The organism is Rhodanobacter sp. FW102-FHT14D06, from assembly GCF_043950705.1.
GTDB lineage: Bacteria > Pseudomonadota > Gammaproteobacteria > Xanthomonadales > Rhodanobacteraceae > Rhodanobacter.
This window is the reverse complement of record NZ_CP170722.1, coordinates 2,156,943-2,170,605: the sequence shown is the minus strand read 5'-3', so window position 1 is coordinate 2,170,605 and position 13,663 is coordinate 2,156,943. Positions and strand designations below refer to the sequence as shown.

13 protein-coding genes and 1 pseudogene are annotated in these 13,663 nt (G+C 70.1%); all 14 read right to left on the bottom strand.

All coding sequences use genetic code 11. From position 1 onward, the window contains the following. Nucleotides 1-37: 37 nt before the first annotated feature. Nucleotides 38-523, bottom strand: coding sequence for a M15 family metallopeptidase (locus ACFCQI_RS09815; protein ID WP_395121328.1), 486 nt, complete (start codon nt 521-523; stop codon nt 38-40). Between the two features lie 45 nt (nt 524-568). Then, a pseudogene (locus ACFCQI_RS09810) lies at nt 569-652 on the bottom strand (peptidoglycan-binding protein); the annotation flags it as partial. A gap of 22 nt (nt 653-674) precedes the next feature. Then, nucleotides 675-1,331 carry a hypothetical protein gene (locus ACFCQI_RS09805; RefSeq protein WP_395116188.1) on the bottom strand — a complete coding sequence of 219 codons (657 nt, stop codon included), beginning with the start codon at nt 1,329-1,331 and terminating at the stop codon, nt 675-677. A gap of 52 nt (nt 1,332-1,383) precedes the next feature. Then, nucleotides 1,384-3,519, bottom strand: a complete 2,136-nt coding sequence (locus tag ACFCQI_RS09800; protein ID WP_395116186.1) for a DUF4157 domain-containing protein — start codon at nt 3,517-3,519, stop codon at nt 1,384-1,386. Continuing rightward, nucleotides 3,512-4,333, bottom strand: coding sequence for a hypothetical protein (locus ACFCQI_RS09795; RefSeq protein ID WP_395116184.1), 822 nt, complete (start codon nt 4,331-4,333; stop codon nt 3,512-3,514). The genes ACFCQI_RS09800 and ACFCQI_RS09795 overlap by 8 nt, the downstream gene beginning before the upstream one ends. Before the next feature lies 1 nt (nt 4,334). Then, nucleotides 4,335-4,622: a hypothetical protein gene (locus ACFCQI_RS09790; RefSeq protein ID WP_395116182.1), complete on the bottom strand. Its 288-nt coding sequence runs from the start codon at nt 4,620-4,622 to the stop codon at nt 4,335-4,337. Then, a complete protein-coding gene (locus ACFCQI_RS09785; RefSeq protein ID WP_395116180.1) occupies nt 4,619-6,769 on the bottom strand; it encodes an ATP-binding protein in 2,151 nt (716 codons plus the stop codon). The genes ACFCQI_RS09790 and ACFCQI_RS09785 overlap by 4 nt, the downstream gene beginning before the upstream one ends. After that, complete coding sequence (locus ACFCQI_RS09780) at nt 6,766-8,010, bottom strand: DUF4255 domain-containing protein (protein ID WP_395116178.1); 1,245 nt, start codon at nt 8,008-8,010, stop codon at nt 6,766-6,768. Before ACFCQI_RS09780 ends, ACFCQI_RS09785 begins: the two co-directional genes overlap by 4 nt. Beyond that, nucleotides 8,007-8,756 (bottom strand): hypothetical protein, encoded by a 750-nt coding sequence (locus tag ACFCQI_RS09775; RefSeq protein WP_395116176.1) that lies wholly within the window; start codon nt 8,754-8,756, stop codon nt 8,007-8,009. The genes ACFCQI_RS09780 and ACFCQI_RS09775 overlap by 4 nt, the downstream gene beginning before the upstream one ends. After that, entirely contained in the window at nt 8,753-9,487 is a 735-nt protein-coding gene (locus ACFCQI_RS09770) for a hypothetical protein (RefSeq protein ID WP_395116174.1), read from the bottom strand. The genes ACFCQI_RS09775 and ACFCQI_RS09770 overlap by 4 nt, the downstream gene beginning before the upstream one ends. Before the next feature lie 5 nt (nt 9,488-9,492). Beyond that, nucleotides 9,493-10,020, bottom strand: coding sequence for a phage tail protein (locus ACFCQI_RS09765; protein ID WP_395116172.1), 528 nt, complete (start codon nt 10,018-10,020; stop codon nt 9,493-9,495). Nucleotides 10,021-10,030: 10 nt separating this feature from the next. Beyond that, entirely contained in the window at nt 10,031-11,548 is a 1,518-nt protein-coding gene (locus ACFCQI_RS09760; protein WP_395116170.1) for a phage tail sheath family protein, read from the bottom strand. Between the two features lie 37 nt (nt 11,549-11,585). Continuing rightward, nucleotides 11,586-11,861, bottom strand: a complete 276-nt coding sequence (locus ACFCQI_RS09755) for a hypothetical protein (protein ID WP_395116168.1) — start codon at nt 11,859-11,861, stop codon at nt 11,586-11,588. Nucleotides 11,862-12,104: 243 nt separating this feature from the next. Beyond that, a complete protein-coding gene (locus ACFCQI_RS09750; RefSeq protein WP_395116166.1) occupies nt 12,105-13,550 on the bottom strand; it encodes a C2 family cysteine protease in 1,446 nt (481 codons plus the stop codon). Nucleotides 13,551-13,663 lie beyond the last annotated feature (113 nt).

Below are 13,663 nucleotides of genomic sequence, written 5' to 3'. Positions count from 1 at the left end.
CTGCTCCGTCGCGGGCGTGTCGATCGTTCCGGTGATGTCAGGCGTACACCGCCTCGCCGCGATCCTTCCTCGATCGCAGTTCGGCCAGCATCTGCTGCTCGCTTTCGTCGGCCGCCCAGGCGGGTCGCAACTGGAAGTGCGGCTGGTCGACGATGGTTTTCCAGTTGCCGCCCCACTCCAGGCCCAGGTCCATGCCCAGCGCGCCGACGGCCTTGTACTTCGGCGACTCCGGCAGGTAGCGGTTGCCCTCGAACACGCCGATGTCGAAGGCGATGCCGAAGTTGTGGTTGGAGTAGCCGGCGCGCGCGTTGGTCACCTTCTTCCCCGGCGCCGTGCGCCCCTGCGCATACAACGCCGCCTGCTCCTCGTAGCTGCGCAGGCCGCTGATCACGCGGATGGTGATCCCGGCGGCAGCGGCTTTCTGCACCAGGGCGCGCGCAATCGGACGCACCTGCGGCAGCAGCGTGGCGATCACCTTCTCGCTGCGACCGTCCACCGGCGAAACGGCTTCGGCCGGCTTCATCTGATCGATCTTCTTGTCCACCAGCCGCGCGTAGATCGCGCCCCAGGTCTGCGGGCCGGCCTTGCCGTCCACCTCCACGCCGAGGGCCTGCTGTACGGCGGCAATCATTTCCTCGATACGCATGTCGCTCTCCGATGTGTTCGCGGGGTATTCACGGCACGCCGCTCAAGCCGAGCGCGGACAGCTGGCCGCCCGCGCCGCCGGCCAGGCGCTCCTTCTGCTGCAGGTAGCTCATGAACAGGCTGGCGGCCTTGTGCCCGGAGGGCACGTCGTTCACCGACAGCACGCGCAAGCCCAGGCTGACCTTGGCGCGGATCGGGTTCAGCGCCGTGTCGAACGCTTCCTCGGTGATGCCGAACTCGGTGACGCGCACCGGCAGGATGCGCGACTTGCTCCACACGAACAGCGCCAGCGGCGTCTCCATCGGCACGATCTCCAGCGTGCCGATCTGCGCCAGCACATCGTTCGCGCGCAGTTGCCCGCTGCTCGGGTAGACCATGGTTTCCAGTGCCGCCAGCTGGGCGAAGATGCCGGACTGGGTGACCCCGCCGTTCTGCTCCGGAAATTCCAGCTGGTCGGTGGCGTCGATCTCCACCTCCAGCTTCAGCGTCTCCACCGGCGGCCCCTTCAGGCGCAGCACCTCTGAACGATCGCCGCCATCCGCGCTGACCGCCTGCACCTGCAGCGAGCGCGTGAGCGAATCGGGGTTGTACTGCAGCGCGATCACCCGCAACACCGCCGAGCTGGCCGCGTCGATCAGCACGATGCCGCCCTTGAGAATGCGCGGGGAGCCGGGGAAGGTGCTCATGGCTGGCCGCCGCAGCCAGGCAAGCGGTCCAGCCGGCCCGGCCCATGCAGGATCAGTCGTAGTTGCATTGCTTTGCGGTCTCCGGCTGGTTGCGTGGTTCGCCCAGGGGACAATCGGCATTCCTGTCCGGCTCCCTCTCAGCCGGGCCGAACTTGCCCACGTCCTCCGCTTGGCGCGAATAGGGCTTGCAGGCCGCCTCGTTCATGGGGGTGAGCGAGCCGCTGGTCCGGTGCTGCTCCATGCGTTGTTCCTTGTGCGTGGTGCCGAGTTCGACCGTCGCGTAGCGCAGGTAGCCGAAGATGCCTTCCCATGGGCGACGCCCCCGGCCCCGGTTCTTGCGGAACTGTTCGATCGCGGCCAGCAGCTTCGGCGCTGCCGGCGAACCGGCGGCCACGCCGAACAGCTTCAACCGCTCACCCGGGTCGGTGACGCGATCGAGCAGGCCAAGGAACTGATCAGCAAGCCGGGGGTTGGGGATGTCGCCGCCGACCAGGAACTGGGTGACGTCTTCCGCATCGCCGAAGCCCACGTCGCGCAGGGCGTCGGCAAGGCTGCTGCCCGGCGCGATCGTCGGCACGCGCCCGAGCAGTTCGCCACCGGCCATCGGCGCCGGCAGCGGGACGCGCGGGCCGAGCCGTTGAGCCAGCAGGTCGCGCAGGCGCCGTGCGCGCGACAGCGAGAGCTTCTGGTTCGGCTCGGGCTTTTCGCGGTTGTCTTCCGGCGAGGCATAGCCACTGATGGAATTGACCTGGCTTCCCGCCGCGACCTGCTGCGCTACCTCATCGAGGGTGTGCTTCGACTCTCCCTTCAACTGCGGATCAAGCGTGTCGCGGTCGCTGTCCAGACTGAAGTAGTAGCGCAACCGGCCGCGCTGCACGACATCCACGGTGACCGGCTCCTGGACATCGCGCGGTGGAATGTCCTCGTAGCACTGGTAGGAAACCGGGCAGCGGCATTCGCGGCAGGTCCGGTCGCTGACGGTTTGGCCGGGAAGATTTCCGCCCACGCCACCGGTGATCGTGAAGGGACCGCCCGGCGTATCGGTTACTTGAACGCCGATCCTGGTGCCACCCGGCATTTCGTAGCCGGCCCCCGCCTGCAAGTCCACTTTCCCTGTCTGCGTCCCCTTCAGGACTCCGCCGCTGCCGCCGATCTGGCCGCCGTTGGGCAGCTTGATGCGGAGGTCCGCCGAACCGCCGGCCTGCGGTTCTTTGCCGATGTTCTGAACCTGCCCCTGGACTCCGACATTCACTTTGTCGGCAACGTTGACGTCCACGCCGACTTTCGCCGTACCCGTCGTGAGAGTCTTGGGAACGATGTCGCCAGTAACCCGCGCGGTGACCTTGCCGCTGCAGATCTCCAGCGTCACGCCAGGATTCGGAGTCAGCTGCGCGGATGCCCTGGTGCGCGTGACGTTGCGTCCGGCGCAGGCACACAGATAGCGGATGATGCGAATGACGACCTGGTCATCGCCACGCTTTCCGCCATCGACGCTGGCAGCACGCCCTCGGCCACCTCGCATCTGCGGCGATTTGAAATCCGGTTCCGCGTCGGTGGGAGCGGGCGCGTCGACCAGGGTCGGCCCGGGCTTGCGCTGCAAGGCGGCGGAAGGCGCGGCGCGTACGGCTGGCACGGCGGCACCGGTCACCACCCGGTCGGCAACGCGATCCGCCTCGATTTCGGCGCTCGAATCCACTGCACCGACGGCGAGCCGGGGACTCAACGACGCCGGTGACGTGCCCTGCTGGATGGTATGCGTCAGCTCGTGCGCCAGCAGGTGGCGCCCCGCGGCGGAGCGCGGGGCGAGCTGCCCCTCGGCAAACACGATGTGCTGCCCCACGGTGTATGCCAGCGCGCCCACGGCCCTGGCCGAAGCCGCCGCACTGTCGTCGGCATGCACGCGTATCGCGGAGAAATCGCGGCCGAACCGCGGCTCCATGTACTGGCGGGCGGCCGGATCGAGCGGCGTTCCGGGCGAACGCAACACGGCCAGCACCGCGTCCGGTACCTGGGCGCCGGACGCGAGGGATGGCCCGGCCTTGCGTTGCAAGGGATGGCGCTTGCGGGCGCATTCGGCGCAGGTTCCGCCGCCCGGCACATGCCGGCCACAGCCGCACTTCCGCTGCAGCACGAAGGCGGCCGCCGGGGCCACCTGCGCCGCCGCCATACTGGCGCTGCGCTCAGCCACGTCCGCCTCCGGTGCGCGTAGCCGCGCTCTTCGCCGCCCGCTTCGTATTGCGCAACCCGGCGAGGAAGGCGTCGAGCTTGCCCGCATCCAGTCCGCGCTTCTTCTTCGCGGTGTCGATCGCGTCGATGACCGCGTAGGCTTCGTCGCAGTACTTGACGAGGAAGGCCCAGCTCATCTGCTGCTTGCGGCCCCAGGTGACGCAGACCGGGCCGCTCCGGGTGTAGCCGGGCACGTAGACGTAGTGGCCGTTGCGCGGATTCGGCTGGCCGGCCTTGCCGCTCACCACCGCCCACGGCTTGCCGGCATAGAACTGGGTCAGCGCCGCATCGGGCAGGCTGAAGCCGAGGCCGACGCCGATGTCCATGAACACCGCGCGCTTGACCTCGTTGCGCCTGGCCTGGTCGATCTGCGCGAAGGCCTTGATCCTGTAGCGCCGCTTCGCCGCGAGCCAGCCCTTGCTGCGCCATTCCTTCAGCGAATCGAGCACGACCAGGCCGCTGTCCGCTCCACCGGTTTCACCGAAGTATTCGTGCAGCACGTCGTTGTCGCTGATCGCGATCAGCTTGTTCTGCTCGGCCTTCTCGAAGCGCAGGGTCTGGTGCGCGCGGCCGGCGATCACGCAGTCGCCGTACTGGTCGTTGCCGAACATCGGCGTGGGGATGCCGTGGTGGACCACGTCGAAGTCGTATTCGGCCGGCAGCGCGGGCGGTGCCTTCAGCAAGGCGGCGAACATCAGGTTGCGGTCGTCGCGTCTGGCCTTCCGTTTGCCGAAACGCACGATGCCGTCGGGACGGGGTTTGGGGATCGCTTTCATGTCAATGCTCCTTGCCCGCGACGCGCGCGGCGGGCGTGATGCCGAGGCCGTGCTGCACCGCCGTGGCGATGCGCACGCCGAGGCGCTCGTGCGGATGGCTGGCCGCCGGCAGCGTCGCCGCCGGCAGCGTGGCCACGGCGCCGAGACCGCGCAGCGCGTCGACGACGCCGGGTTGCGCCAGCCGCCGGGCCAGTTCGCGCTCGATCGCGGCACGCACGCCGGCAGCGCGCTCGCCGCCTAGCGCGGCTTCGTCGATCACCAGCCGCTCTATGTGAAGCTCGATGTTCACGGTTTGCCTCCGGCGCTTTCCAGCCAGCGGAAGTCCGCTTCGTTGATCGGCTTGTCCAGCTTGCGGTATTCGGTGCGCACGGCATCCAGCAGCAGCGGCATGCCGATCGACACGCCAGCCTTGGCCGCCATGAATGCCGCGTTGAGCGCGATGCCCTGGATGCTGCCGCCGGTGAGCGGGAGCCGCGCCAGCCGGTCGAAGTCCAGCGCGCCCACCGCCGCCTGCGCCGGGAACACCGAGGCCCAGATCGCGCGGCGTTCGGCCGTGCCGGGGAACGGGAAGTTGATGACGAAGCGCAGCCGGCGCAGGAACGCGCTGTCCAGCGCGCCCTTCATGTTGGTGGCCAGGATCGCCAGCCCGCGGAACGACTCCAGCCGCTGCAGCAGGTAGTTCACCTCGATGTTGGCGTAGCGGTCGTGGCTGTCCTTCACTTCGCTGCGCTTGCCGAACAGCGCGTCGGCCTCGTCGAAGAACAGGATCGCGCCGCCGCCCTCGGCCGCGTCGAACAGCTTGCGCAGGTTCTTCTCGGTCTCGCCGATGTACTTGCTGACCACCGCCGACAGGTCGATGCGGTACAGCGACAGGCCGAGTTCCTGCGCCAGCACTTCCGCCGCCATGGTCTTGCCGGTGCCGCTTTCGCCGGTGAACAGCGCGCTGATCGACAGCCCGCGATTCATCCGCTGGCGGAAACCCCAGTCGTCGTAGACGGTGGTGCGCTGGGCAACCTGGTCGGCGATCTGGCGCAGCAGGGCCTTCTCGCTGTCGGGCAGTTTCAGGTCGTCCCAGCCGGCCTTCGGCTCGATCCGCTGGGCGAGTTGATCCAATGCCGGTCGCGTATGCGCCAGTGCGCCCTGCCACAGCGTCTGCGCCAGCGCGGCGGGCTTGTCCTCGGCCGCTGCCAGCGCAGCGTGCGCGATCTGCTCGATCCTGCCCAGGTTGAAATCGAAGTGGCCGGCCAGCTGCTGCGGCTGCGCGCCAGCGGCGTCGCCGAGCAGGCGCTGCCACAGCGAACGCTGCTCGACCGCGGTGGGCTTGGCCACGTCGACGCTGAGCGCCTGCGTGGCCGCACCCGCCCACGGCTCGCGCGCGTCGACGAAGGCGAGCCCGCCGGTGCGCGCGAGGAAACGCCTGACCCATGCGGCAGTGGCGTCGCCGTGTTCGACCTCGGCCGCGTCGAGGTACAGCGCCAGCGGCAGCAGCTGGCTTTCGCGCTGCCACAGCCGCAGCAGGGTTTCCTGTTCGGCGACCGCGGCCGGCAGCAGCTCGGCCGACAGGCGATAGGCCTGCGCGCCAAACGCGGCGGCAATGGCCTGCGCGATCGCCTGCTTGCTGACGCTGTCGCTGCCGAGCAGTTGCACCAGCGGCAGCGGCTCGCCCGGCGGCACGTGGTGCAGGCTGTCCAGCAGCTGATCGGCGATCGCCTGCTGCGACGGCGGCAGCGTGGCCGGCGGCAAGGCGGTGAGCAGCGGCGTCAGCCGGTCGTCCAGGTAGTTCATGCCCTTGACGAAATTCACCACGCGCTCGTCGGCGCTGAGCGCCGCGCCGATCAGCGGCTGCGCGCCGGGCTGGTGGATGTCGAGCAGGCGCCAGTAGCGCAGCGGCCGCTGCGGCGACAGCGCGTCCCAGCTCGGCGCATCGAGCACGGCGAAGGCCAGCGCGAAGGTGGGGTACGGCCGCGCCGGATCGTGCTGGGCCTGCGCGCACAGCGCGGGGAAACGCGTGTCCAGTTCCATGCCGATGCACAGCAGGAGCACGTCGCGCTCGAACGCGGACAGGCCGAGGCGGTTCGCGAGCACGGCCAGCGCCGGGGTGTGGCCGCCCTCGTCGTCGTCCGGTGCGGCAGCGGTCGTGCCGTCATCCGGCACCGCGGCGACGAGCGGTCGGGCGGCGGGCGGTTCGTCGGCATTCGCCGCTGCGAGCGGCGGCGGTGTGTGCTGGCCGCTGAAGATCCGCGCGACCCAGGAATGCTTGGGCCCGGCCGGCGCGCTCACCGCCGGCGCGGATTCCATCAGCGCGGTGGCCGCCGCCGGTGCCGCTGGCGGCGTGTCGTGCCGTTGCGCGGCGCGCTCCAGCCGCGCGCGCAGCTCGGCCAGCGCACCGGCGAGGTAGCGGTCGTTCGCTTCCAGCCACGGCGCGTAGTCGTTCATGACACGACCACCTGCTGGTCCGCGGCGAACGCGGGCACGCTGCCGCTGAAGTCGACCGGGATGCTGTCGGCGCCGTCCACGCGCAGGCGCACGGTGTACCTGCCCGCGGCCACGCCGGTGAGCTGGAAGACCAGTGCGGTCGGCTGGTGCGTGTCGGCCGGGTTGCCGAGGCTGGCCGGCACCAGCAGGCGATCGCCGAACAGCAGGAACACGCGCTGGCCGTCGCGGATGCGCGGCGTGCAGGTCAGGTTCAAGGCGAAGTCGCCGGCCGCGGCGGCGAGCGAGCCGAGCGTGATGCGCGGCGCCAGCACCAGCGGCAGCTCATTGCTGAGCAGCGGCGGCAGTTCCGGCGGCTGCACCCGCAGGGCCACGGTGTAGATGCCCGGCGCCCAGCGCGCGACGGCGTCGGCATCGTCGGCGGTGTCGGCGAGATGCACGCGCAACGTGCCGGCCGCGTCGCCGGGTTGCGGCGCGAGATCGATCGGCGCGTCCAGGCGCAGGCTGCTGAAGCGGGCCAGCGCATGATCCGTCGCGAGCTGGCGACCGTTCAGCACGATGTCCTCGCCAAGGCGCACGGCAGCCTGATGGCGCGGGTAGTCGAGCGCGTCCAGCACCGCGGCGGCGGACGCGGTGGCGATCACGCCGCGATCCTGCGGGCCGCGCCGCAGCACCGGCAGCGGCGCGCGCATCGCCGCCTGGCTGTCGATCAACACCACCGCCGCCTCGTAGACGGCCGAGGCACGGTAGTTGGTCTGGAACGCGGTCCACAGCCGGGACAGCTCGTCCACACTCTGCGGCAGCGGGGTGACGCGCACGCGCTCGATCTGGCCGGCCAGGTCGTTGTCCGGCAGCGCGTTGCGGATGTCGTTGCCGTCGAGCACGCCGCGGTCGTGCAGGGTGCTCATCGCGGCGGCCAGCACGCGGTGGCTGAGCGCATCGTTGTCGTTTTCGCCGCGGCCCCAGGCGGTGATCACGTAATGCAGGTTCAGCGCCAGCGGCGGCGGCGCGGTCTCGCCGGGACGCACTTGCCCCGGCAGGTCGAGGTTGCGCCAGGCGGCATTGGCGACCACCTGGTACAGGAACAGGTTGAGCTGCGCCTTGCTGATGCCCTTGCGCGCCACGTCCGGCGGCTGCAGGGTCACTTCCAGGTCGCTCAGTTCCGCATCCAGCACTGGCATCTGCGCCAGCAGCAGGTTGCGCAACGTGCGCGTGGTCGCGGCGATGGCCAGCACGTTGCTCATGGCGAGGCCTTGCCACCGCGCTGGCGCAGGTAGTCGTCGAGGCTGCCGGGCTGCGGGCCGTCGCGACGACGCGGCGGCGCGGCAGCCGCCGGCGCGGCGCGCACTTCGAGCCGGCCGATGCTCACGTGTACCACCGGCTCGCGCGCTGCATCGGCCTTGCCTTCGGCTCGCGCGGCGGCGGCCCGCGCGGCGACGGTGCGTTCGGATCGCGTGGATGCCGCGCCGGTCGCGGCAAACACCGGCGCTGGTGCGGCCAACAAGACGCCGTTCGGTGCGGGCGCCGATGCGGTTTCCCGGCGAGTGCGCGCCACGCGCGGCGGGCGCGGGAAGGCGAACGAGGAAGTGACCGCCGGACGTTCCGGCGTGGGCGGGGTGCTGGCCTGTTCGGCGCCGATGGCGCGCACCGGCGAGGCCGCGCGCGGCGGCGACGTTATCGGCGCGTGCGGTACATCGGCGGCGGTGCCTGCCGTCGTCGGCAACGCCGGGCGCTCCACCGGCGCGACGCGGGCGGCACGTGGCTCGATCGACTCGCGCGCATGGGTCGGCGCGCGCGGTGGCGGTGCGACATCCGGCACTGGCGGCACTGCCGGGCTCGCCTCGCGAGCGCGCGCGGGTGCCTCGCTCTCGTCGGCCGGCGGCATGACCGGCGCGCGCTGCAGCGGTTCGAACAGCGACGGCAGCCGTGGCGCCAGCGTGGTCTCGCTGCCGATCGCGCGTGCCGCCAGCCGGTCGAGGAAATCGTTCATGGCGCGCACAGCTCCAGGTAAGCCTGGCGGCGGCGCGGGCTCAGCGCGAGGATGTCGGCCTCGGCCCAGTGGTAGGCCTGCGCCAGCGTGTCCACCTCGCGCAGCATGTGCAGCGCCCAGGCGTGCAGCTCCTGCCACAGGAAGCGGGCGACGTCGAACAGCGGCTGCCATTCGTGACCGCAGTCCGGACAGCGGAACGCCAGTTGCAGGTCGGCTTGCGGATCGGCCTGCGCCATCGCCAGCGCGATCTGCGCCTGCAGCTCGAGCGGCAAACTGCACGGCTCGAGCGATTCGCCGCCATGCTGCGCGGCGAGCACGCAACGTTCGAGCAGCATGGCGCGCGCGGCCCCGGCGTCGCCGCAGCTTTCCAGCGCCAGCAGGTCACGGCTGTCGGGCAGGCGGAACTGCACGCGGATGCCGTGCGCGGCGTGCTCCAGCGTGGAGGCGGCGGCGTCCGCATCCGGCAGCCGCAGGTCATCGCAGCGGAACGTCGCCTCGACCGTGGCCGCGCAATGCGGGCACGCCGCCACAGCGTCGATCGCGGCGCCGAACAGGCGCTCGCGCAACTCCAGCAGCAGCGCATCGCGCCGGCCCAGCGGCAAGGCTGCCTGCGTTTCGGCGGAGTATTCGTCGCAGCTGCAGCCGAGCAGCAACAGTCCCCGTGCCGCGGCGGACGGGTCGCCCCCGCGTTCCCAGACCTGCAGCAGCTGCGCGGGGGTGGGCGTGTGCATGGCGCTCAGCCGGCGGGTACGGTGAAGCTCGGCTCGGCCGGCTCCGACACACCGACATCGCGCTCCCAGCCCTCGTTCTCCAGCTTCAGGTGCTGGATCGCCACCGCGTTCGCGTTCGCGTCCAGGTCGGGCATCGCCTGGTACTCCGAGACCCAGCAGCGGTACAGCTTGTACGCCAGCGCGAGCTGGCCGGCCTCGTTGTAGACCTCGAGGATCAGGTCCTTGCGGAAGTCCTTCAGCGAGACTTCCGCGCCGAGCCCGGCGCCGAAGTTCCACACCTTGTTCGCCCACTTCTCGAACTCGGTGTCGTGGGTGACGCCGCGCTCGATGGTGATCGCCTCGTACTCGGTGCGCCCCGGCGACTTGCGCGTGCTGCTGGGGTCGCCGCCCTCGCGGTGCTTGACCACCTCGGTGGTGCGCTTCAGGCCCGACACCTTGCTGACGCCGGCCACGTAGCGGCCATCCCACTTCACCCGGAACTTGAAGTTCTTGTACGGATCGAAGCGCTGCGCATTGACGCTGAACTGAGCCATGGTGGTTTCCTCAAGACTGGATCTGGCCGGCCATCTGCTGCAGCTGGATGACCACGAACTCGGCGGGCTTGAGCGGCGCGAAGCCGACCACGATGTTGACGATGCCGAGGTTGATGTCGTTCTGCGTGGTGGTTTCCTTGTCGCACTTCACGAAGTACGCGTCATTCGGCGTCTTGCCCTGGAACGCGCCCTGGCGGAACAGGTTCTGCATGAAGGCGCCCACGTTGAGGCGGATCTGCGACCACAGCGGTTCGTCGTTCGGCTCGAACACCACCCACTGGGTGCCGCGATACAGGCTCTCCTCGATGAACAGTGCGGTGCGCCGCACCGGCACATACTTCCACTCCGAGCCGCGTTCGTCGTTGCCCTGCAGGGTGCGTGCGCCCCACACCACGGTGCCGTAGACCGGGAAGTTGCGGATGCAGTTGATCGCCCGCGGATTGAGCACGCCGTTTTCGCCATCGGTGAGCACGGTGCCGACGCCGAGCGCGCCGGTCACGCTGGCCTCGCTGCCGGCGGGCGCCTTCCACACGCCGCGCGCTGCGTCGGTGCGCGCGTAGATGCCGGCCACGAAGCCGCTGGGCGGGAACGCGCGCGGCCGGTTTTGCTGCAGCGGATCGGCGGCGATGATCCACGGGTAGTAGAACGCGGCGTTGATCGCGTCGTCGCCGGTGATGTCGCCGGGGCCGTCCTTCTGCGTGTCGAAGGTGGTGCCATCGGCGCTGTCGGCGATCAGGAACGCGCGGCGATCGCGGCAGAATTTCTGCAAGGCGGAGATCGTGCCGGTACCGGTTTCGCCGGGCACGCACAGCAGGTTGAACAGGTCGACGCGATCGAGCTGGTACAGACCACCGGTGCCGGACAGCGGCAGCAGCGCGGTCTCGAACGCAGGGTCGTTCGGCGCCAGCACCGTGCCGTCGGCGCCGCCGGCCAGCTTCGCGCCGTCGGGAATGTTGCCGGCCGCGGTATCCGCAGGCGGATCGGTGGCTCCACCCTGCACCGCAGCCGTGACGTAGGCGGACTGCGCGGCCAGCACGCTGGTGACGAAGCGGGCGTCGTCGGCCTTCATCGACAGGTTGTCGAACGTCTCCACCGCCACGCCGGCAGGGTCGAGCTGCCAGTTCACCACGCTCAGGCGGAACCGGCTGGCGTCGAAGCTCGATTTCCGGATGACCACGGCGAAGTCGTTGGCCCAGAGACCTTCGCTGCTCGCGGCAAGCAGCAGCTTGCCGTCGAGGGTGACCTTGGCCGCCTTCGCGCTGGCGTCGACCAGGCGCACGATGTAAGCCTGCTGGCCGCCGTTGGCGAAGAACTGGTTGACCGCGTAGCCGAGCAGGCTGCGGCTGTCGATGCCGCCGAACTGGCGCGCGAAGTCGGCGTAGCCGAGCACCAGGGCGGCGCGCCCGGTCGGCCCGCGCGGCGCCCAGCCGGCGAACGCCGCGATCGACGTGGCCACCCCCGTGATGGTGCGCACGCCGCTGGGAATTTCCTCGATGTAGACGCCCGGATAGGTGAGCGCAGATGGCATGGGATCGGTCCTCCGAAAGTGAAAACCCCTGTGGCGATCAATGCGGCGGCGGTCGCCGGTGCTCGTTCAACGCGTACAACACCTCGCCATCGGGGAGCCGGTCGCGATGCAGCAGGCCCTCCGCCACCAGCGCCGACAGCACCTGCTCGATGCGCTGGCGGCTGTTCTCGTAGCGCTGCTGCGGCAACCACCAGTTGACGACGCCGCGCAAGGTGTCTGCCGCGCGCGGGTGATCCTGCAGATACGCCAGCACCGAATGGCGAATCTCGTCGTCATCGCTTGCCGGGGACCCGCTAGTCGAGGGCTTGGTCATGGCGACATCCCGCATCTGCGTCGACTCTGGCAACGAGTGTGCCAGTGGCCGCCGGCGTGAAAACGGCATGGCGCCGGGCCGCGGCCCCGCCGGCGGCGCTGCGACCGGGTCAGGACTGACCCGGCCCCGAGGCGCAGCGCGAACGATTGCACCCGGTTTGCCCGGTTGCTTCTCCCGCGCCGCTTGCCACGGGGCAGACGCGGCGCAGGCTTCGGACTGGTGCGGAGGGCGGCCACGGCGCGTTCAATGGGCGGTGCCGAAACCGGCGAAGTATTTCTTGAACGCGCCGATCTCCATCGCGAACACGCCATCGGTGGTCTTCAGCGTGATTGGCCGCCACCAGCTCACGTCGTACATCGAGATGGTGGCGTCCAGCACGCTGGCGGTGGCCTCGGTGTTGCCCCAGGGGTTGCGCAGCACGATCCAGCGCCGGCACCGGGCGTACGCCCAGCCGAGCACGGTGTAGCAGTGCGAGCCCACCACGTGGGCGCTGGCGTAGTCGACATGGTCGGGCGCCGCATCGCCGGTCGAGTAAGTCCACGCCGTCATCGGATTGAAGGTGCGATACGACAGGCAGTTGGAGCGCAGCAGTTGCCACAGCTCGTCGGCGCTGTGGTCGGCGGTGTTGTAGTAGTGACGCGTGCCGCCGTTGAGTTGGGCGGTGGCCCACACGCAATCGCCCCAGGCGGTCTGGGTGATGTCGGGCATGTCGGTGGCGGTGCCGGTCTTGAGCTTGGCGTAGGCCTTCTCGTAGATGGCCGGCCAGCTCTCGCCGCTTTCGCTGGAGCGGCAGTAGATCGGGTAGCCGCCCGCGGTCAACGGCACCGCTTCGGTCACCTGGATCGCGCGGTCCAGGGTGCCACCGGAGTCGGGCTCGCAGAAACTGATCTGGTCGTTGAACTGCGCCTGGCTGGGGCCGGTGGCGCGGGTCTGGTGCGCCAGCCGGAACGGCGTGGCCCAGGCCACCGCCGACAGCGCCGCGATGTAATAGCAATTGGCCACGGCGCCCTGCACCGGATCGAAGAACTCGGCAGTCTCGTTGAAGAAGTCGCCCGATGCGGCCCAGTGCGCGCCCGGCGGCGTCCAGCCAGTGACGGCCAGTTGCTTGACGAGGTGGGTGTCGACGGTGATCGCACGCACCACGTCGGCGGACAGCGCGTTGCCCAGCTGCGAGTCGCGCAGCGCCGGCGGCAATCGCAGCACCACTTGCAGTCGCGCGAAGCGCGACAGGTCGGCGCACAGGATCGGCCAGTCCAGGATGGATTTCAGCGCGCCCGCCCTGGCCAGCGCGGCCAGCGTGGCGTACTGGTCGACGCTCTCCAGGCCACCGCCGGTGGCGTCGTTGCCTTCGCCGCGCGGTGGCAGGTCGAGCAGCGGCGAGCGCTGCGGCACCAGCTTGAGGTTCGCGTCCAGTGCCATGCCGATGTAGAGCGGGCCGCCGAACTTGGGATCGAACAGCTCCTCGTAGGGCGTGGCCAGCACCTGTTCCAGCACGCGGGGCACATCGGGAACCTCGTTCCACGGAATCGGCTGGCCGGCGACCAGCTCGGCCAGTGCGTAGGGGTTGATCACCGCGCAGTTCTGCCCTTGTCCCCCGCTGGCCGCGGCGGTGCGCGCACGGGCCGATGCCGACCGCGCAGGGGGTCGGCTGGATGCGGTTTTCGACTTGCTGGTTTTCGACGTTGCCATCTCGTTCTCCCCGGCCAGGTGGCGCGCCTTGCGCGGCCCGGAAGCCACGATCGCGACGCGGGGCCGGCTCGGCGGGATTCGTCACCTCCCCGCGGCGCCAGTCCATCGCTGGA

Bases quoted from the DNA above. Each gene is read 5' to 3' on its own strand.
- ACFCQI_RS09780 (WP_395116178.1), bottom strand. From the start codon at position 8,010: ATGAGCAACGTGCTGGCCATCGCCGCGACCACGCGCACGTTGCGCAAC.
- ACFCQI_RS09755 (WP_395116168.1), bottom strand. From the start codon at position 11,861: ATGACCAAGCCCTCGACTAGCGGGTCCCCGGCAAGCGATGACGACGAG.
- ACFCQI_RS09795 (WP_395116184.1), bottom strand. From the start codon at position 4,333: ATGAAAGCGATCCCCAAACCCCGTCCCGACGGCATCGTGCGTTTCGGC.
- ACFCQI_RS09750 (WP_395116166.1), bottom strand. From the start codon at position 13,550: ATGGCAACGTCGAAAACCAGCAAGTCGAAAACCGCATCCAGCCGACCC.
- ACFCQI_RS09760 (WP_395116170.1), bottom strand. From the start codon at position 11,548: ATGCCATCTGCGCTCACCTATCCGGGCGTCTACATCGAGGAAATTCCC.
- ACFCQI_RS09775 (WP_395116176.1), bottom strand. From the start codon at position 8,756: ATGAACGATTTCCTCGACCGGCTGGCGGCACGCGCGATCGGCAGCGAG.
- ACFCQI_RS09770 (WP_395116174.1), bottom strand. From the start codon at position 9,487: ATGCACACGCCCACCCCCGCGCAGCTGCTGCAGGTCTGGGAACGCGGG.
- ACFCQI_RS09815 (WP_395121328.1), bottom strand. From the start codon at position 523: ATGAAGCCGGCCGAAGCCGTTTCGCCGGTGGACGGTCGCAGCGAGAAG.
- ACFCQI_RS09785 (WP_395116180.1), bottom strand. From the start codon at position 6,769: ATGAACGACTACGCGCCGTGGCTGGAAGCGAACGACCGCTACCTCGCC.
- ACFCQI_RS09765 (WP_395116172.1), bottom strand. From the start codon at position 10,020: ATGGCTCAGTTCAGCGTCAATGCGCAGCGCTTCGATCCGTACAAGAAC.
- ACFCQI_RS09805 (WP_395116188.1), bottom strand. From the start codon at position 1,331: ATGAGCACCTTCCCCGGCTCCCCGCGCATTCTCAAGGGCGGCATCGTG.